This window comes from Kitasatospora sp. NPDC023118 (assembly GCF_055560875.1).
This window is the reverse complement of the sequence record NZ_JBVHHW010000018.1, coordinates 78656-95155: the sequence shown is the minus strand read 5'-3', so window position 1 is coordinate 95155 and position 16500 is coordinate 78656. Positions and strand designations below refer to the sequence as shown.

The following is a 16500-nucleotide window of genomic DNA, read 5'->3' as shown; positions in this document are numbered from 1 at the left end:
CACTCGCCCGCGGAACCAGAGTGGAGACCAGCCCCATGAACAACCAGCCCCTGCACGACCAGCCGAAGCACGACCACCGAAAGCTCGGCCGTGAACTCGACCTGTTCGACACCGACCCGCTGATGGGCTCCGGCCTGCCGTACTGGCTGCCCGACGGCGCCGCGATCCGGCACACCCTGGAGGAGTTCATCCGCGGCCGCGAGCGCCGGGCCGGCTACCGCCACGTGTACTCGCCGGTGCTCGGCAAACGGGAGCTGTACGAGATCTCCGGTCACTGGGACCACTACCGCGAGGACATGTTCCCGCCCATGGAACTCGGCTCGGAGGAGATGGTGCTGCGCCCGAGCCTCTGCCCGCACCACGCGCTGATCTTCCGCTCCCGCCCCCACAGCTACCGGGAACTCCCGCTGCGGATAGCCGAGTTGGGTGGCATGTACCGCTCCGAGCTGTCCGGTGTGCTCGGCGGGCTGACCAGGGTCCGGGCGATCCAGCTGAACGACGCGCACGTCTTCTGCACCCCCGAGCAGGCGGCCGACGAGGCCGTCGCCGCACTGGAGTTGATCCGCGAGGCGCACCGCGCGCTCGGCATCGTGCCGGTCCGCTACCGGCTCTCGCTGCCCGGCGAGGGCGGCAAGTACGTTGCCGACCCGGCCCTCTGGAAGCGGGCCACCGCGCTGCTGACCGATGTGCTGGAGCGCTCCGGGGTGCCGTTCGAGGCGGCCGAAGGCGAGGCCGCGTTCTATGGGCCCAAGATCGACGTGCAGATCGCCGACGGCGCCGGGCGCGAGTTCACCCTCTCCACCGTCCAGATCGACTTCCACCAGCCCGAGCGCTTCAACCTGCACTACATCGGCCCGGACGGCGCCAAGCACCGCCCGGTGATGGTGCACCGCAGCGTGATCGGCAGCGTCGAGCGGGTGGTCGCCCACCTGATCGAGCTCTACGGCGGGGCGTTCCCGGCCTGGCTCGCGCCGGCCCAGGTCGTGCTGCTGCCGATCTCCGACGCCGAAGTCCCACAGGCCGAGCGGCTGCGGCAGCGCTGCCTGGACCTCGGACTGCGCGCCGAGATCGCCGGACCGGAACACGGCAGCCTCGGCGCCCGGATCCGCGAGGCCCGGCTGGTGCCGTACCAGGCGGTGATCGGGGCCAAGGAGGCCGTGGACGACCGGGTCGCGCTGCGGCTGCGGGACGGCCGCCGACTTGAGCCGATGGCGGCCGAGGAGGCCTGGGTACGGATCGGCGCGCTGGTCGCCGGCTGCAGCGCCGAACTGTGGGAGGAGGAGTCCGTCCGGTGAACCGGTGGCATGCGTACGACTGGTGCGGTGCGCGGTGTGTCGGCGGGACCGCGGCAGCCGTCCGTCGAATGGGCGCGGCGGTCGTGTCCGCCGCCGCCGGCCCCGCGCGGCTGAGCGATTCGAGGGCGGACGGCCAGGGGCTGCCCGACCCGCGGCCGTCAGTAGGACTGCAGCTCGATCAGATGGCCCTCCGGGTCGCGCAGATGGCCGCTGCGCAGGTTCGGGCCCCACTCCGGGCGGTCGGTGGCCGGGGCGGCGAGGGTACCGCCGTGGTCGAGGCAGTGGGCGAGGGCCTTGTCCACGTCGTCGACCCGGAAGACCAGCATCGCGGAATCCTGGGCGGGTGCGGTGGGGAGGGCGGGCAGGTCGGCGGTGCCGAGGGCGGCGGCCATCGCGGAGCGGTCGAAGAGCACCAGGACGGCCTGGTCCTCGACGTCCCAGTTGGCGTACGGGCCCTCGGGCGTGCCCTTGATGAGGGTGGCGCCGGTGAGCGCGGGCAGGACCGCGCGGTAGAAGTCGAAGCACTCGGCGAAGCGGGTGACGAGCAGACGGGGGTACAGGGCGTCCACGGCAGGAACTCCTGGGGTCGGAATGAGTGGGGCGATGAGGTGGGGCGATGAGGTGGGTCAATTAATGGGTCGAGACCCACTATAGGGACGGACCCTAGAATGCCGCCATGGCCTCCGACACCCCCACCCCGCCCGACGGGCTGCCGCCGACCCTGCTGGACCTCAGCACGTTCCTGCTCGCCCGCATCGGCCGGACCGCGCGCGGTCGGCTCGCCGAGCAGCTGGCCGAACGCGATCTGCGGCTCTGGGACTTGGCGGTGCTCGCCGCGCTGGCCGACTTCGGGCCGCAGGCACAGCGGGACCTGGTGCAGCGGCTGGGCATCGACCCGAGCGACCTGGCGAAGGTCGCCGACCAGCTAGGTGCGGCCGGGTACGTCGAGCGCACCCGGGACCAGCGGGACCGGCGACGGGTCTCGGTGTCGGTCACCCCGGCCGGGCGGGCGCTGCTGGCCGAGCTGGCAGGGCAGGCGCGGGCGGTGCAGGACGAACTGCTGGCGCCGTTGGACGCGGGGGAGCGACGGACACTGCGGGAGCTGCTGCTGCGGGTGCACCACGGGCTGGAGGAGCGGCGCGGCGCCCTCTGACCTCAGGCGCTCGGCGGCCCCGGACGGCGGGCGCCGGCGAACTCGCCCGCCCAGCGCGGGACGTCGAGGACGTGCTCGACCCGGGCGATCAGCGTGCCGGTGCGCTCGGCGTGGATCATCGCGCCGTCGCCCGCGTAGATGCCGACGTGGTGCAGGGGCGCGTCGGGGCGGGAGAAGAACAGCAGGTCGCCGGGGGTTAGGGCGTCGCGCTCGACCGGGGCGCCGAGGTGGAACTGGGCGACGGTGTAGTGCCCGAGCTCGACGGTGCCGTGGCTGGCCCGGTACCAGCAGTAGAGGGACAGTCCGCTGCAGTCGAAGCCGATCGTGGTCTCGCCCAGGCACTTGCCGTTGAGGTAGCCGTTCTCGTCGTCGCAGAAGCCGAGGCTCGGGCCCAGCCGGTCGCCGCCGCCCCAGGCGTACGGAATGCCGATCTGGGTCTCGGCCACGGCGACGACCCGTTGGCCGAGGGCGGCGACGGGCTCGGACGGCGGTGCGGCGTGGGCCGCCTGGGCGGCCTGGGTCGCTGCCTCGGCCGCCGGGGTGAGGGCCGGGACGAGACCCGCCCCGAGGGCGAGGCCGAGCATCCGGCGCCGTCCGACTCCGGAGGCCTGGTCGCGGTTGGGCGGTTGGGACTCCATCGGTCGACTCCCCGGTGCTGCTGCGGTGTTGGCGTGGTCGTCCGTGTGAGCGGGGCAGCGGGGCGCGGCGGGGCGCACGTCGGACGGCTACCAGGATCGCGGTCCGGCGGGCCCGCGCGCCATCACCCGCAACGGTGAATCGTGAGCACACGGGCCTTGGCGCCGCTGGGAGTTCGCCGTAAATTCGTTTGACCACCGGTCCTGAGGGGCCAACGATGAGCGCGAAAGTTCGGCCGCAACCATCGGAGGACCTCGTGAACAGCGCCGTCAAGCTGGTCCGCAACACGCGCCTGACCCCGGCCGTCGACTACGCCTACGCGGCGGTGGTCGACGCCCCAGCCCGCTCGCTGTGGCTGGCCGGGGCCTGCCCACTGGACGAGGAGGGGGGTACGGTCGCCGTCGGCGACTACGAAGGGCAGGCCCACCAGGTGATGCGCAATCTGATAACCGTGCTAGAGGACACGGGTGCGGGGCTCTCCGACATCGCGCGGACCACCGTGTACGTGGCCTCCAGTGACCAGGCGGACCTGGTGAAGGTGTGGAACGTGTACCGGGAGTACATGGGGGAGCACGACGCCCCTAGCACGCTGCTCGGCGTCGCGGTGCTCGGCTACACCGACCAGCTGGTGGAGGTGGAGGCGGTGGCCGTGCTGCCGTGACGTGCCCCGGGGTAGACGACTGAAAGAAACCGATCGTTCGGTTTCAAGGTGGAAATGGAGGGTGGAGGGAGGGTTCGTCGTCGGATCGGTGGCTGGCTCCGCATCGGCCGGTGCTGCCGGGATCTGACAGGTCGTGGGGAGGAATGAACGGGTGCGTGGGGAAAGAGGGGAGGTTGGGTCGATTCCCCGTCATCGCCTTGTCGCCTGTGGGCCGCCCGCAGCTAAGATGCGGGGTGTTTGGTTTTGTTTTGCGGGAGCTCAGGCGGGGTGGTTGCGGTGGTGCGGCAGGAGCGGGCGCTTCGGACGCGTCGGCTGATCCTGGAGGCCGCGGCGTCGGTCTTCGACGAGTTCGGCTACGAGGGGGCCACCATCGGGGAGGTGGTCTCCCGGGCGGGGGTGACGCGGGGCGCGGTGTACTTCCATTTCGCCTCGAAGCGGGATCTCGCGCAAGGCGTCGTGGAGGAGCAGTTCGTCCAGGACGGAGTGCCTGAACGGAGCTGCAAGCTCCAGGAGTTCGTGGACACCGGGATGGTGGTCGCGCACCTGATGCCGCGTGACCCGCTGCTCAGCGCGGGCGCCCGGCTCTCGCTCGGCCAGGACGTGTTCGACGACATCGGCGGCGGCTCGATCCCCGGCTGGATAAGCCGGATGGAGACGCTGCTGGTCGCCGCCGGTGAGCGCGGCGAGCTGCTCCCGCACGTCGTTCCGGCCGACACCGCCTGGCTGATCACCGCCGCCTGGACGGGCGTGCAGATCCAATCGCAGAAGCTCTCCGGTCGTGCCGACCTGGAGCAGCGGGTGTCCGGGCTGTTCCAGCACCTGATGCCGAGCGTTGCGGTGCCCGGAGTGCTCGGCTCGCTGCGGATGAGCCCGGACCGTGGCGCCCAGGTGGTCGCCGAGGTCGCCGCGGCCCGCGCGGCGGAGGAGGGTGGCGAGGAGTCGGCGGAGCGTCAGGCTTGGCATGCGGGGCTTCCGCAGCCCGTCTGACGTGCGCCGCGGCGAGGGCGGCGCGCACGTGCGACAGGTCGAATGTCAGCGCTGCTCGACATGATGTCGGTATGAAGGACGCAGCCACCACGGCCTCCCCCGCAGCCCTCGCCTCCCCGGAGGCCTACGCCGACGCCGTCGCCACCGCCGTACGGGCCGCCGCCGCGTACTACGCCGACGGCTCCACCCCGCTCGGGGACGACGAGTACGACGCCCTGGTGCGGGCCATCGAGGCCTATGAGCGCGAGCACCCGGGCGAGGTGCTGCCCGAGACGCCCACCGGCAAGGTGGCCGGCGGCGCGGCCGTCGGCGACGTGCCGCACAGCGCGCCGATGCTCTCGCTCGACAACGTCTTCTCCGCGGAGGAGCTGGAGTCCTGGGCCGCCGGGCTGGAGCGCAGACTCGGCCGCCCGGTCGCCGCCTGGTGCGTCGAACCCAAGCTGGACGGCCTCGCCGTCGCCGCCCGCTACAAGGCTGGCTGGCTCACCCAGCTGCTCACCCGGGGCGACGGCTTGGCGGGTGAGGACATCAGCCACGCCGCCGACATGGTGCTCGGCCTGCCCGCCCGGCTCGCCGAGCCGCTCGACGTCGAACTGCGCGGCGAGGTGCTGCTCACCCACGAGCAGTTCGAGCAGGCCAACACCGTCCGCACCGCCCACGGCGCCACCCCCTTCGCCCACCCGCGCAGCGGCGCCGCCGGAACCCTGCGCGCCAAGGACCGCCCCTACCGGGTCGAGCTCACCTTCTTCGGCTACGACGCCCTCGGCCTGCCCGGTCTCGACCACGCCGAGCTACTGGTCCGGCTGGCCGGACTCGGCGCCAACACCGCCGCCAGCACCGAGGCCGCACCCCGTCGCTGCGCCACCCTCGCCGAGGCGGAGCAGCGGATCGAGGAGATCGCCGCCCTGCGCGCCGCGCTGCCCTTCGGGATCGACGGTGTGGTGGTCAAGGCGGACGCGGTGGCCGACCAGGAGGAAGCCGGCTCCGGTTCCCGCGCGCCGCGCTGGGCGGTGGCCCGCAAACTGCAGGCCCAGCACAAGGTGACCCGGCTGCTGGGCGTGGAGTGGAACGTCGGGCGCACCGGGATCATCGCGCCCCGGGCGGTGCTCGAACCGGTGGTGATCGACGGCGTCACCGTCACCTACGCGACCCTGCACAACCCCGCCGACATCGAGCGCCGCGGGCTGATGATCGGCGACCAGGTGTTCGTCTACCGCGCCGGGGACGTGATCCCGCGGGTGGAGGCACCGCTGGTCGACGAGCGAACCGGCGCCGAGCAGCCGATCGCCTTCCCCGAGGTCTGCCCGCGCTGCGGCGACGCCATCGACACCTCCGAGCAGCGCTGGCGCTGCGTGCGCGGCCGCGGCTGCCAGACCGTCGCCTCGGTGATCTACGCGGCCGGGCGTGACCAGCTCGACATCGAGGGCCTCGGCGGCACCCGGGCCGTGCAGTTGGTCGAGGCCGGGCTGGTCGCCGACCTCGCCGACCTGTTCACCCTCACCCGTGAGCAGCTGCTCACCCTGGAGCGGATGGGCGAGACCAGTGCGGACAACCTGCTCGCCGCGATCGACGTCGCGCGCACCCGGCCGCTGAACCGGGTGTTCTGCGCGCTCGGCATCCGGGGCACCGGGCGGACCATGTCGCGCCGGATCGCCGCCCACTTCGGCAGCATGGCCGCGATCCGCGCCGCCGACGCCGAGGCGCTGGCGGCCGTGGACGGCATCGGGGTGGAGAAGGCGGCCGTGATCCTGGCTGAACTCGCCGACGTGGCAGCGCTGTTGGACCGGCTGGCGGCGCAGGGGGTGGGCACGGAGGTGACCGAGCCCGCCGCAGCCGCCGCTTCGGTTTCCACCGCTACGGACGAGGTCGGGGCGGCGGGCCCGCTGGCGGGCCAGAGCGTCGTGGTCACCGGCAGCATGACCGGCGCCCTGGCCGAACTCTCCCGCAACGCGATGAACGAGCTGATCGAGCGGGCGGGCGGCAAGGCCTCCTCCTCGGTGTCCGGGCGCACCACCCTGCTGGTCGCGGGCGAGAAGGCGGGCTCCAAGCGGGCCAAGGCGGAGGAGCTCGGCGTGCCGATCACCACGCCGGAGGAGTTCGTGGCCCTGGTGGCCGACTTCCTCGGCTGAGTTGGTCCAGGGCGGTGGGAACGGCTTGATCGCCGGCGGCGCCGGTGCGGTAGGGTGGCCGACGCCGAACACGACCGCGACACAGGGAGGTGAGACCCATTACCGGTATGTCCGAGCGGGTGCTCCCGGAGCGCGGCCGTGCGGGCGCCCCGCGCGCGTAGCGCGGGTGCGCCGATGCGGTGTCGGCCCTGGCGGGAGCCCTGACGGAGTCCTCCGTTCTCCTCCTCTCCTGCCCAAGGGGTTCCCTTTGCCGCTCTTCTCCTCCGCCGCTCTCCGCTCCTCGGTCGTCTCCCGGCTGCGCGCCGCCGGTTGCGTGTTCGCCGAGGACGAGGCGCGGATCCTGCTCACCGCCGCCGCCTCACCCGCCGAGCTGGCCGCCATGGTCCGCGCCCGCGCGGAGGGGCGGCCGCTCGAACACGTCGTCGGCTGGGCCGAGTTCGCCGGTCTGCGGATCGCCGTCGACCCCGGCGTCTTCGTCCCACGTCGGCGCAGCGAGTTCCTGGCCGCCGTTGCCGCCCGACTCACCGGCCCCGGTGCGCTGGTGGTCGACCTGTGCTGCGGAAGCGGCGCACTCGGCGCCGCCGTCACGGCCACCGCCGGACACCCCGTCGAGCTGTACGCCGCCGACCTGGACCCGGGCGCGGTCCGGTGCGCCCGGCGCAACCTGGCCGGAACGGGCGCCCGAATCCTCGAGGGCGACCTGTTCACCGCCCTGCCCGACGCGGTGCGCGGGCGGGTGGAGGTGCTGATCGCCAACGTCCCGTACGTACCGACCGGCGACCTCGAACTGCTGCCGCCCGAGGCCCGGTTGTACGAGGCCCGGCCCGCGTTGGACGGCGGGGCCGACGGACTGGACGTGCTGCGCCGGGTGGCCGCCGAGGCACCGGGGTGGCTGGCGGCGGGCGGCTCGCTGCTGTTCGAGACCAGCGAGCGGCAGGCGGCGGGCGCGCTGGCGGTGGCGCGGGCGGCGGGCCTGACGGCGATGGTGAGCCGGGACGAGGAGTTGGACGCGACGGTGGTCACCGCGACCCGACCGTGAACGATGAACGTCCCGGCCACCGCACCCCGTGCCGGTGGCCGGGACGGGCCGTCATGCCTCGGTCCGCGGACGGTGCGGTCGCAGCGCCCGCGTGCTCAGGCCCCGCGTGCTCAGGCCATGCGTTCTCAGATCCTGGCCCCGTACACGTGGTCGACCGGGATGGTGAGCAGCACCCGGCGGTCGGACACCATCGCCTCGCGGTACTCCGCCCAGTCGGGGTGCTCCCCGGCGGCCCGGCGGTAGTAGTCGACCAGCGCCTCGACTTCGGGCCCGTGCGGGTCGGTGCCCGGCCCGGTGAGGGTGGCGACGCCCTCGGCGGTGACCCAGGACCGCCCGTCCGGTCCGGTCGCCTCCAGGCTGACCCGTGCGTCCCGGCGCAGGTTCGCCGTCTTGGCCAGCCCCTCCCGGGTGGAGATCAGGATGACGTTCGCCTCCCGGTCGTAGTGGGGCATGACGGGGGAGAGCTGGGGCCGGCCGTCCGCCTTGATGGTGGCGAGGACGCCGAGTCGGCTCTGCGCGAGGAGTGCGTACGGGTCGTAAGCAGTGGCGGTCATGGGAGCATCATCGGGCTTCACACCGGTGTGAAGGTCAAGGCACGGCAGGCGTGTTGCGCGGCGGGGACGATCGGAGCGAAACGGCGGGGATCTGTGCAATCCGCCGATGGCGGCGGCCGCAGGGGGCTAGGGTCGGGAGGCGACGAGGAGTGACGATTCGTCACCGAGTGCTGTTCGAGCCGAGAGGGCACCGCACGATGGCCGCCTCCCACCAGCCCAAGGAAGTCCTGGAGTTCTCCGACGACCTGCACTACAAGGACGTCACCCCGCTGCAGAAGTTCCTGGCCGCACGCCTCGGCGAGGTCGTCGCCGCGCAGCCCGAGGGCAGCGACGCCCGATTCGCGGCCGAACGCCTCGCGGAGATCACCGCCAGCGACTGCATCCACCTGGCCGACCTGCTCGGCGCCTGGGAGGAGGTGATGGCCGAAGGCCGGTACGACGAGCCCGGACAGACCCAGCGGCTGCGCCAGGACGTCATGCTCTGGTGGGAGCGGTTGTGCGAGACCGCCGAACGGTTCCGCGACCACCCCGCCCACCGGCCCCGTTGGCGCGCACTGGTGTTCATGAACCTCGCCCATGCGGAGTTCATGGCGAGCCTGACCGACTCGGCGGGGGGCGTGTACGGGGACGGTGCGCACCCGTAAGCCGCTGCGCGCGCCGGTGAGCCGCTGCACGCAGCGGGTTTGACGCTACGAGCTGCACTACCGGACGGCCGGCCACCCGCTCGCCGAGATGAACCGGGCCATGGCCTCCTTCGCCCGTCGGGGTGATCATCGCGGCGGACGCCGACTCCGGGCGCCCCTGCGGCAAGGGCGTCGACACCGCGCAGCACACCACCTGCTTCTCCCGGGGGGAACTACACCCCGCTGGACGCGATGGCCTCGCGGTGCAGGTGCAGCCCGCTGTAGGTCAGTTCGATGCCAGCTTCCGGACTGCGTCCGCGAGCGCGGACGCGGTGCGGCGGACGTCCTGGTCCGTGGTGCGCCAGTTGCTGAACGCCGCGCGCAGGGCGGGCCGGCCGGCGTAGCGGGTGGGGGTGAGGAAGGCCTCGTCGGAGAGTCCGGCGGCGAGGGCGGCGAGGCGCTCGGGGGTGGGGTCGGCGGCAAGGGTGAAGCAGACGACGTTGAGGCGGACCGGGGCGAGCAGCCGCAGGCCGTCGGTCGCGTCGACGGCCTCGCCGAGTGCGCGGGCGCCGGTGACGCAGCGCTCCACGATCTCCCGGTGGCCGGCCCGGCCGTAGGCGCGCAGGGTGAACCAGGCGGCCAGGGCGCGCAGTCGGTGCGAGTTCTCCGGGGTGAGGTGGACCAGGTCGGGGTGCTCGCCGATCGGACCGAGGTAGGCGGCGGCGTTCTGGAAGACCCTCGCCTGCAGGTCGCGGCGGCGGGTGAACTGCACGGCACTGTCGTAGGGCACGTTGAGCCACTTGTGCAGGTCCACGCAGACCGAGTCGGCCAGGTCCAGCCCGGCCGTCAGCTCGGCGTGCTTCGGCGAGAGGGCGGCGAAGGCGCCGAAGGCGGCGTCCACGTGCAGCCAGAAGTCGTACCGCTCGCGCAGGCCGGCGATCGCGCGCAGGTCGTCGAAGTCGACGGTGTTCACCGTGCCCGCGTTGGCCACCACGATGCACGGGCCGTCGGCCTCGGCGAGCGCGCCCTCCAGAGCGGCCACGTCCACGGCCTCGCGGCCGGGCAGTGTGGGCACGGTGGTCAGCGCCCGGCGGCCCAGGCCGAGAACGCTCAGCGCCTTGGACACGCTGGAGTGCGCGCTGCCCGACAGCACCCGCACCCGGCCGAGCGCGGCGACCCCGTCCTCGGCCACGTTCACGCCGAGCCGCTCGCCCAGCCACTCCCGGGCGACCGCCAGGCCGACGGTGTTGGACATGGTCGCGCCGCTGACGAAGGTGCCGCTGTGCGCGGGGGAGAGGCCGAAGAGCTCGCGCAGCCAGCCGACCGTCTCCCGTTCCAGGTGCTGACCGGCCGGGTCCAGCGAGGAGTTGGAGTTCTGGTCGGCGGCGGAGGTCAGCCAGTCGCCCGCCAGCGCGGCCGGGGTCGCACCGCCGGTGACGAAGCCGAAGTAGCGAGGTCCGGCGCTGGCCGACAGCCGCGGCTGCCAGCGCTCGCCGAACTCCGCCAGCGCCGCCCGCAGACCATCGGCGTCCTCGTGCAGCGGCTGCGCCGGCGTCGGCCGGTCCGCCTGCTGCGGGATCACCGGGCCGTCGAGGCCGGCGAGGAAGGCGACGGCCCGCTGCCGGGTCTCCTCCAGGAGGGCGGGCAACTGGTCGAGGTCGGCGGCGAGTGCGGGGTGCATGGGGCTTCTCCGTTGATCGATTGTCAGCCCGAGGCTAGTGGGTGGGGGGTGGGGTGTCGCGGGCCAATTCGACGCGGGTGGCCTGGGAGTTCGGGTGCTCGTGGGGAGGTGCGGTCGGAGCCGCCGGGCGGGCGTCAGGCCAATGCGGCAGCCTTGCGCAGCAGCACCGACCGCTCGCGGGCGTTGCGGCACAGCCGGGCGGCGAGCTCCAGTTCGGCCCGGGCCTCGGCGGTGCGGCCGAGGCGGGCCAGCAGTTCGCCGCGCACGCCCGGGAGCAGGAGCGAGCCCGACAGGCGGCCGGAGGCGAGCAGGTCGTCGACCACGGCCAGCGCCTCCTGCGGTCCGCTCGCCATCGCGACGGCCACGGCCCGGTTGAGCTCGACCACGGGCGACGGGGCCACCCGGCCGAGCGACTCGTAGAGGAGCACGATCCGCTCCCAGTCGGTCTCCCGCACCGAGGCCGCCGTCGCGTGGCAGGCGGCGATCGCGGCCTGCAGACCGTACGGACCGAGGCCCCGCCCGGCGGAAGAGGCCCGGCCGAGTGCGGCCAGGCCGCGACGGATCGCCGACCGGTCCCACAGCCGCCGGTCCTGGTCCTCCAGGAGCACCGCCTCGCCGTCCGGCCCGGTCCGCGCCGGGAAGCGCGCGGCGGTGAGCTCGAACAGCGCGAGCTGCCCGTGCACCTCCGGCTCGGCGGGCAGCAGGGCGGCCAGCATCCGGGCCAGCCGGACGGCCTCGTAGGCGAGATCGGGGCGCAGCAGGTGGTCGCCGGTGGTCGCCGTCGAGCCCTCCGTGAAGATCACGTACAGGACGCTCAGGACGGCGCCGAGCCGCTCGCGCCGTTCCTCGGGCTGCGGCAGCTCGAACGGCACGCGGGCGGCGGCGATGGTCTTCTTCGCCCGGGTGATCCGGGCCTGGACGGTCGGAGTCGGCACCAGGAACGCCCGGGCGATCTCCTCGCTGGACAGGCCGCCCACCACGCGCAGCGTGAGCGCCACCCGGGCCTCGGGCGACAGCACCGGGTGGCAGGCGGTGAACATGAGCGCGAGGACGTCGTCGTCGACCCGGTCGGGATCCCACGGCAGGTCGTCCGGCCGCTCGGGCGCGGCCGCCGCGCCCGAGCTGAACTCGCCGTCCGCCAGCTGTCCGGCGAGCGCGGCGTACCGCTCGTCCAGTGCCGACTTGCGGCGGAAGGTGTCGATGGCCCGCCGCCGGGCGGTCGCCAGCAGCCAGCCCACCGGACTGGCCGGCGCGCCGTCGCGCGACCAGGTGACGAGCGCCTCCGCCAGCGCCTCCTGTGCGACGTCCTCGGCGAGCCCGAAGTCCCCCGTGTAGCGGGCCAGCGCACCGACGATCCGCGCCGACTCGATCCGCCAGACGGCCTCGACGGCCCGCCGCGCCGACTCGGCGATCGGCGGGCCGTCGGGAGCCTCGGGCGTCACAGCTGGCCGGTCCGCTCGCGCCACGCCCGCTCCTTGACGATCCACTCGTTGTCCTGCGGGAACTCGTCGATGCCCGGCACGCGCCGGATCTCGCACTTCGAGCCGGGGATCGCCGGGAGCCGCTTGGCCCACTCGACGGCCTCCTCCTTCGAAGCGACGTCGAGCACGTAGAAGCCGCCGAACAGCTCCTTCGTCTCACCGTACGGCCCGTCGGTGACCACCGGGGTCTCACCGCTGTAGTCGACCACCACGCCCTGGGACGGGTCGTCCAGGCCCTCGGCGGCGACGAGCACGCCGGCCCGGATCAGCTCGTCGTTGAAGCGGCCGATGGTTTCGAGCATCTCCTCGAAGGGCGTCTCCGTCATCTTCGCCAGGGACTCGTCCGTGCCCCGCATGATCAGCATGTACTTCGCCATCGTCGCTCTCCTTCTCCTTGATCGGGGGTCGTCTCCCGACCCTCTCAGTCCCAGGTCGAACGGCGCGCTCGCGGATCGACACGGCGGGCGGATTCGGACCGGATTTTTTTCGCCGGACGCCCGTTACGGGTCGGTACGGGGGGGCGGCCGGGGGTGTTGTGGCCGTGACCAGGGTGGTGACGGCCGCGCGGACGGTCTCGTCGTCGACGAAGTCGTGCCAGCCGGCGGAGGTCATGAGGCGGTCGTCTCGGGTGAGGGTCTCGGCCAGGACGGTGGCGGCGGGGTGGGTGGCCGCGCCGAGGGCGATCACCAGGTCGAGGCTTGTGGCGGGATCCTCCTCCGCGTCCCATCGCGTCAGCAGCGTGGCCAGGACGAATGTGCCGGGGCTGCCGGCCCGGCCGACCAGGCTCGCGGCGGCCCGGCGGATCTCCGGCCCGGGACCGGACACCAGGCCCAGCAGCTCGGGCACGGCTCGCTCCCAGGCCGCGGCCCAGCCTTCGTCCACCCACTTCGCGTCGACGACGGCGGCCTCGCTGCTCAGATCCGTCATCAGGTCCAGCAGTTCGAGCCGGGTCGGGAGGCCGGTCGGGACGCCCGACCGGGTGGCCAGCCGGACCAGGCGGGGGAGTGCGGCGGTCGCGGCCGGGCAGGCCCAACCGCCTTGGTGGAAGAGGAGATTGGCGAGGGCATCGGCGGCCTGCGCCGGGGCCCGCGCAGTGCCGCAGCAGGCCCGGGACGTCCGAGGCGGAGCCGTAGTCGTGCCTGAGCCCCGCCCAGTCGATCGCGCCGAGTTCCTCCCACATGGGCGTGGACTCTACCGCCGGGGCAGCTCCGCCTGCCGAACCGCCTTCGAGGCGAAGGCGAAGGCCGCTCCCAGGCAGGACAGGCCGCCGCAGCCGAGGAACACCGGGGTCGTGCCCCAGGCCCCGATCGCGGCGCCCACCAGCGGGTAACTGAGCGGCGCGAGGCCGACCATGGTGAGCATCACGACGGAGGTGACCCGGCCGAGGTAGGCGGGGTCGGCGGTGGTCTGGATGAGAGCGCTGTCCAGGCTGCCGAAGACGCCAGCGCCCAGCCCGACCAGCGCCGCCAGCAGGGCGGCCGCCCACAGGCTCGGGACCAGCGCCATGGCGGCCGCGCCCGCACTGCCAACCAGCAGCGTCGCGACCATGGTCAGGCCCGCCCGGGGCAGCCAGCCGGCGATGGCGAGCAGGGCGGCGCTGGCGGCCGCTCCGGCGCCGAAGCAGGCGACGATCCAGCCGTAGCCGGACGGGCCCCAGCCGCGTTCGGCGTTGAGCAGCACCATGCCGACGTTGAGGGTGCCGGTGAGGCCGAGTTCGCAGACCGCCCCGGCGGCGACCAGCGGGCCGATCAGCCGGTGGCGGCGGATGTAGCGCAGCCCGTCGAGCAGTTCGGCGCGGGCGGTGCTCCGGCCCGGCCGGGGCTGTTCGGACGGCGCTTCGAGCGGGTGGATCCGTATCGTCAGCAGCAGTGGCAGGGACAGGGCGAAGAGCAGGCCCGCGATGGCGAAGGCGACGGCCGGGCCGCCGAGACCCATGGCCAGGCCGCCGATCGGCGGGCCGGCGATCTGGCTCAGACGCATCGCCAGGGAGCGCAGGCCGGTGACCCGGGCGAGCTGGTCGGAGCTGGTGATCCGAGGCGGCAGGGCGCCGACGGCGGGGACGAACAGGGCGTCCACGGCGCCGAAGACCAGGGCCACCACGACCAGCAGCCAGAGCGCGGGCGTGGTCAGGGCGATGGCGGCGGCGACGGAGAGGATCAGGAGGCAGCGCAGGGTGTCGCTGCCGAGGATCACCCGGCGGGGGTCGAGGCGGTCGGCGACGACACCTCCGCCGAGCATCAGCACCGCCCGTGGCAGCGCCCCGGCGGCCATCACCAGACCGACCTCGGTCGGCCCGGCGGCCTTCTGGGCGGACCACCCGAGGGCGAGGAAGTACACGCTGTCGCCGATCAGCGAGGCGGTGTAGGCGGTGAGCCAGCGCAGCACATTGGCGTCGCGGTGGGCGGGGGCGTCGGGGCGTATCGGCGGTGCTGTCTCCACGGTGGCCATGGCGGGCTCCAGCGGGTCGGTGACGGAAACGGACGTCCGCGTCAGGGGCGGAACGGAAAGCCGTACAGGTGGACGGACACGTGCTCGCGGCCCTCGGTGTCGCCAGCGGCCTTGGCGGCTTTGCCGCGCTCCCGCCAGCGACGGGCCAGCGCTTCGAGTTCGTCGCTCATCTCGGCGAGTTCGACCGGGGTGAGGTCGAGCAGCCACTCGGCGCTGAAGGCCGCGTCGGTCCACTCCTTGCCCCAGGCGGCGCCCTGGTCCAGGTACGTGCGGTACTGCGCGGCGCGGCTGTCGACCAGGCTGCGGGTGACCGCGCCGACGGCGGCCGCGCCCTCGGGCGTACCGGCGAGGTCCGACTCGCGGAAGCCCCAGCCCTCCTCGGACGCCACCTGCCACCACCGCTCCCGCCCGTCGGGGCTCTGCGCGCCCGCTTCGGTCACGAAGCCGTGCTCGGCGAGCTTGCGCAGGTGGTAGCTGACCAGGGACGGCGCCTGGTCGACCTGCTCGGCGAGCTGGGAAGCGGTAGCGGTGCCCGCGGCGTAGAGCAGGCGGTAGAGCTGCATGCGCAGCGGGTTGGTGAACGCCTTCAGGCGGGAGAGGTCGGTGATCCGCTCGGGCTCGGGGTGCTGGGGCATGCTTCACGGTAGATCCGAAGGAAAAATTGCGCAATAAAATTTTTGGATCTGTCGTTGAGTGCAGCAAGGGACTGCTGACGCGAGGGGACGGGGATGGAAGGGGTACTGGAGTGGGGCGCTCGGCTCGAACCGGCTCAGGTGGCGGGTGGGGCGCTGCTGGTCAACCTCCTCCTTTTGCTCGCCGCCGTGGGCGCCGGTGGGTGGTTGGTGTGCCGGTTCTGAGAATGTCGGGTGGCGCGGGTGCCGGGGCCCGTCACGCCCGCCGAACGGGTGCTGATCGCGGTCACCGTACTCCTCAACTCAGCTGTCAGTACGGCCGGATGGCTGCTCAGGCGGGCCGGATGGATCCGGCTGAGCTCGGCGCCCGGGCCGCGAGCGGTCGTCGAACTGCCCTCGCCGGTGCGACCGCGACCACCGCCGCGCCCGCCCAGCAGGTCACCGGCCGGACCGTCACCATCCAGGCAGTCAACAACCTCGGCCTCAACACCACTGGAGCAAAGAGCGTGCAGTGCTACGTCCGCGCGGCCGGATGCGACCCCGGCGCGATCGACGGTCAGCTCGGCCCCGGCAGTTGGAAGGCCTGGCAGCGCTACCTCAACGATCGCGGATACAACGCCGGAACCGTTGACGGCCAGCTCGGCCCCAACACCATCACCGCGCTCCAACGCTTCCTCGTCGGCGACTGGGGCTTTGAACGTGCGCGGCGAGTCGGTCCTCGACCTGGCGTGCGGCAACGGTTTCTACCGCCGGGAGCTCAAGCGGCGCGGCGCCGCGGACGTGTTCGGCGTCGACATCTCCGCCGAAATGATCGCCGCCGCGCGGGAGTTCGAGCAGCGCGAGCCGCTGGGCGTGCGCTACGAGGTCGGCGACGTGGCCGAACTGCGGCCGCTGGAGCGGCGGTTCGACATCGCGCTGGGCGTGTAGTGCCTCAACTACGCCGAGGGCATCGCGGCGATGGAACGGATGTGCCGCAACATCCACCGGAGCCTGGTGCCGGGCGGGGAGTTCTTCCTGCTCGTCCAGAAGCCCGACTACCGGCTCGACCGCGCATCCCTGGACAAGGACGGGTTCCGCTGCGAGCCGACCGGCGAGGAGATCGAGACCGGCCCGAGGGGGCGGGTCACGGTGCTCCTCGACCCCCAGCCGATCGGCATCGTCGGCGGGGCCCCACGCCGCGA

The 16500-nt window shown here is 73.2% G+C and carries 16 protein-coding genes and 1 pseudogene; 9 read left to right on the top strand and 8 right to left on the bottom strand.

The window, feature by feature from the left end:
* Positions 1 to 35: 35 nt before the first annotated feature.
* Positions 36 to 1295, top strand: a complete 1260-nt coding sequence (gene thrS / locus ACZ3UD_RS23675; RefSeq protein WP_465591014.1) for a threonine--tRNA ligase — start codon at positions 36 to 38, stop codon at positions 1293 to 1295.
* A 158-nt stretch (positions 1296 to 1453) separates the two neighbouring features.
* Here thrS and ACZ3UD_RS23670 read toward each other — a convergent pair whose 3' ends face one another.
* Positions 1454 to 1864 (bottom strand): VOC family protein, encoded by a 411-nt coding sequence (locus ACZ3UD_RS23670; RefSeq protein ID WP_465591011.1) that lies wholly within the window; start codon positions 1862 to 1864, stop codon positions 1454 to 1456.
* Positions 1865 to 1971: 107 nt separating this feature from the next.
* On the opposite strand from ACZ3UD_RS23670, the gene ACZ3UD_RS23665 reads away from it, so the two are divergent.
* A complete protein-coding gene (locus tag ACZ3UD_RS23665) occupies positions 1972 to 2448 on the top strand; it encodes a MarR family winged helix-turn-helix transcriptional regulator (protein ID WP_465591009.1) in 477 nt (158 codons plus the stop codon).
* Positions 2449 to 2450: 2 nt separating this feature from the next.
* Here the strand turns inward: ACZ3UD_RS23665 and ACZ3UD_RS23660 are convergent, their stop codons facing one another.
* On the bottom strand, positions 2451 to 3086 hold the full coding sequence (locus ACZ3UD_RS23660; protein ID WP_465591006.1) for a C40 family peptidase: 636 nt from the start codon (positions 3084 to 3086) through the stop codon (positions 2451 to 2453).
* A gap of 215 nt (positions 3087 to 3301) precedes the next feature.
* Between ACZ3UD_RS23660 and ACZ3UD_RS23655 the strand changes: the two genes are divergently transcribed.
* The 4 genes from ACZ3UD_RS23655 (at position 3302) to ACZ3UD_RS23640 (ending at position 7900) form a co-directional block, all read left to right on the top strand.
* Positions 3302 to 3745: a RidA family protein gene (locus ACZ3UD_RS23655; RefSeq protein ID WP_465591004.1), complete on the top strand. Its 444-nt coding sequence runs from the start codon at positions 3302 to 3304 to the stop codon at positions 3743 to 3745.
* A 276-nt stretch (positions 3746 to 4021) separates the two neighbouring features.
* Positions 4022 to 4732 carry a ScbR family autoregulator-binding transcription factor gene (locus ACZ3UD_RS23650; RefSeq protein WP_465591001.1) on the top strand — a complete coding sequence of 237 codons (711 nt, stop codon included), beginning with the start codon at positions 4022 to 4024 and terminating at the stop codon, positions 4730 to 4732.
* Between the two features lie 71 nt (positions 4733 to 4803).
* On the top strand, positions 4804 to 6861 hold the full coding sequence (ligA, locus tag ACZ3UD_RS23645; RefSeq protein ID WP_465590998.1) for an NAD-dependent DNA ligase LigA: 2058 nt from the start codon (positions 4804 to 4806) through the stop codon (positions 6859 to 6861).
* A 247-nt stretch (positions 6862 to 7108) separates the two neighbouring features.
* A complete protein-coding gene (locus ACZ3UD_RS23640) occupies positions 7109 to 7900 on the top strand; it encodes a putative protein N(5)-glutamine methyltransferase (protein ID WP_465590995.1) in 792 nt (263 codons plus the stop codon).
* Between the two features lie 125 nt (positions 7901 to 8025).
* Here the strand turns inward: ACZ3UD_RS23640 and ACZ3UD_RS23635 are convergent, their stop codons facing one another.
* The gene (locus ACZ3UD_RS23635) at positions 8026 to 8454 is read right to left on the bottom strand and encodes a PPOX class F420-dependent oxidoreductase (protein WP_465590992.1); all 429 of its coding nucleotides are present in this window, start codon (positions 8452 to 8454) and stop codon (positions 8026 to 8028) included.
* A gap of 149 nt (positions 8455 to 8603) precedes the next feature.
* Here ACZ3UD_RS23635 and ACZ3UD_RS23630 point away from each other — a divergent pair, with 149 nt between their 5' ends.
* Positions 8604 to 9098: a hypothetical protein gene (locus tag ACZ3UD_RS23630; protein WP_465590988.1), complete on the top strand. Its 495-nt coding sequence runs from the start codon at positions 8604 to 8606 to the stop codon at positions 9096 to 9098.
* 265 nt (positions 9099 to 9363) lie between these two features.
* On the opposite strand, the gene ACZ3UD_RS23625 is transcribed toward ACZ3UD_RS23630, so the two are convergent.
* The 5 genes from ACZ3UD_RS23625 to ACZ3UD_RS23605 form a co-directional block, all read right to left on the bottom strand.
* Positions 9364 to 10758 (bottom strand): pyridoxal phosphate-dependent decarboxylase family protein, encoded by a 1395-nt coding sequence (locus ACZ3UD_RS23625; protein ID WP_465590985.1) that lies wholly within the window; start codon positions 10756 to 10758, stop codon positions 9364 to 9366.
* A gap of 134 nt (positions 10759 to 10892) precedes the next feature.
* A complete protein-coding gene (locus ACZ3UD_RS23620) occupies positions 10893 to 12224 on the bottom strand; it encodes an RNA polymerase sigma factor (RefSeq protein WP_465590982.1) in 1332 nt (443 codons plus the stop codon).
* On the bottom strand, positions 12197 to 12616 hold the full coding sequence (locus ACZ3UD_RS23615) for a YciI family protein (RefSeq protein ID WP_465590979.1): 420 nt from the start codon (positions 12614 to 12616) through the stop codon (positions 12197 to 12199). Before ACZ3UD_RS23615 ends, ACZ3UD_RS23620 begins: the two co-directional genes overlap by 28 nt.
* Before the next feature lie 814 nt (positions 12617 to 13430).
* Positions 13431 to 14687: an MFS transporter gene (locus ACZ3UD_RS23610; RefSeq protein ID WP_465590977.1), complete on the bottom strand. Its 1257-nt coding sequence runs from the start codon at positions 14685 to 14687 to the stop codon at positions 13431 to 13433.
* 41 nt (positions 14688 to 14728) lie between these two features.
* Positions 14729 to 15322 (bottom strand): helix-turn-helix domain-containing protein, encoded by a 594-nt coding sequence (locus ACZ3UD_RS23605; protein WP_465590974.1) that lies wholly within the window; start codon positions 15320 to 15322, stop codon positions 14729 to 14731.
* 224 nt (positions 15323 to 15546) lie between these two features.
* Between ACZ3UD_RS23605 and ACZ3UD_RS23600 the strand changes: the two are divergent.
* Together ACZ3UD_RS23600 and ACZ3UD_RS23595 are read left to right on the top strand one after the other, a co-directional pair.
* Positions 15547 to 15981: pseudogene (locus ACZ3UD_RS23600) on the top strand (peptidoglycan-binding domain-containing protein); the annotation flags it as partial.
* A gap of 37 nt (positions 15982 to 16018) precedes the next feature.
* The gene (locus ACZ3UD_RS23595; protein WP_465590971.1) at positions 16019 to 16246 is read left to right on the top strand and encodes a class I SAM-dependent methyltransferase; all 228 of its coding nucleotides are present in this window, start codon (positions 16019 to 16021) and stop codon (positions 16244 to 16246) included.
* The last annotated feature ends 254 nt before the right edge of the window (positions 16247 to 16500 follow it).

What these genes read in the sequence shown, in the direction of transcription:
- ligA (WP_465590998.1), top strand. Translation starts at nt 4,804, where the DNA reads ATGAAGGACGCAGCCACCACGGCCTCCCCCGCAGCCCTCGCCTCCCCG.
- ACZ3UD_RS23660 (WP_465591006.1), bottom strand. Translation starts at nt 3,086, where the DNA reads ATGGAGTCCCAACCGCCCAACCGCGACCAGGCCTCCGGAGTCGGACGG.
- ACZ3UD_RS23665 (WP_465591009.1), top strand. Translation starts at nt 1,972, where the DNA reads ATGGCCTCCGACACCCCCACCCCGCCCGACGGGCTGCCGCCGACCCTG.
- ACZ3UD_RS23635 (WP_465590992.1), bottom strand. Translation starts at nt 8,454, where the DNA reads ATGACCGCCACTGCTTACGACCCGTACGCACTCCTCGCGCAGAGCCGA.
- ACZ3UD_RS23625 (WP_465590985.1), bottom strand. Translation starts at nt 10,758, where the DNA reads ATGCACCCCGCACTCGCCGCCGACCTCGACCAGTTGCCCGCCCTCCTG.
- ACZ3UD_RS23615 (WP_465590979.1), bottom strand. Translation starts at nt 12,616, where the DNA reads ATGGCGAAGTACATGCTGATCATGCGGGGCACGGACGAGTCCCTGGCG.
- ACZ3UD_RS23605 (WP_465590974.1), bottom strand. Translation starts at nt 15,322, where the DNA reads ATGCCCCAGCACCCCGAGCCCGAGCGGATCACCGACCTCTCCCGCCTG.
- ACZ3UD_RS23655 (WP_465591004.1), top strand. Translation starts at nt 3,302, where the DNA reads ATGAGCGCGAAAGTTCGGCCGCAACCATCGGAGGACCTCGTGAACAGC.
- thrS (WP_465591014.1), top strand. Translation starts at nt 36, where the DNA reads ATGAACAACCAGCCCCTGCACGACCAGCCGAAGCACGACCACCGAAAG.
- ACZ3UD_RS23610 (WP_465590977.1), bottom strand. Translation starts at nt 14,687, where the DNA reads ATGGCCACCGTGGAGACAGCACCGCCGATACGCCCCGACGCCCCCGCC.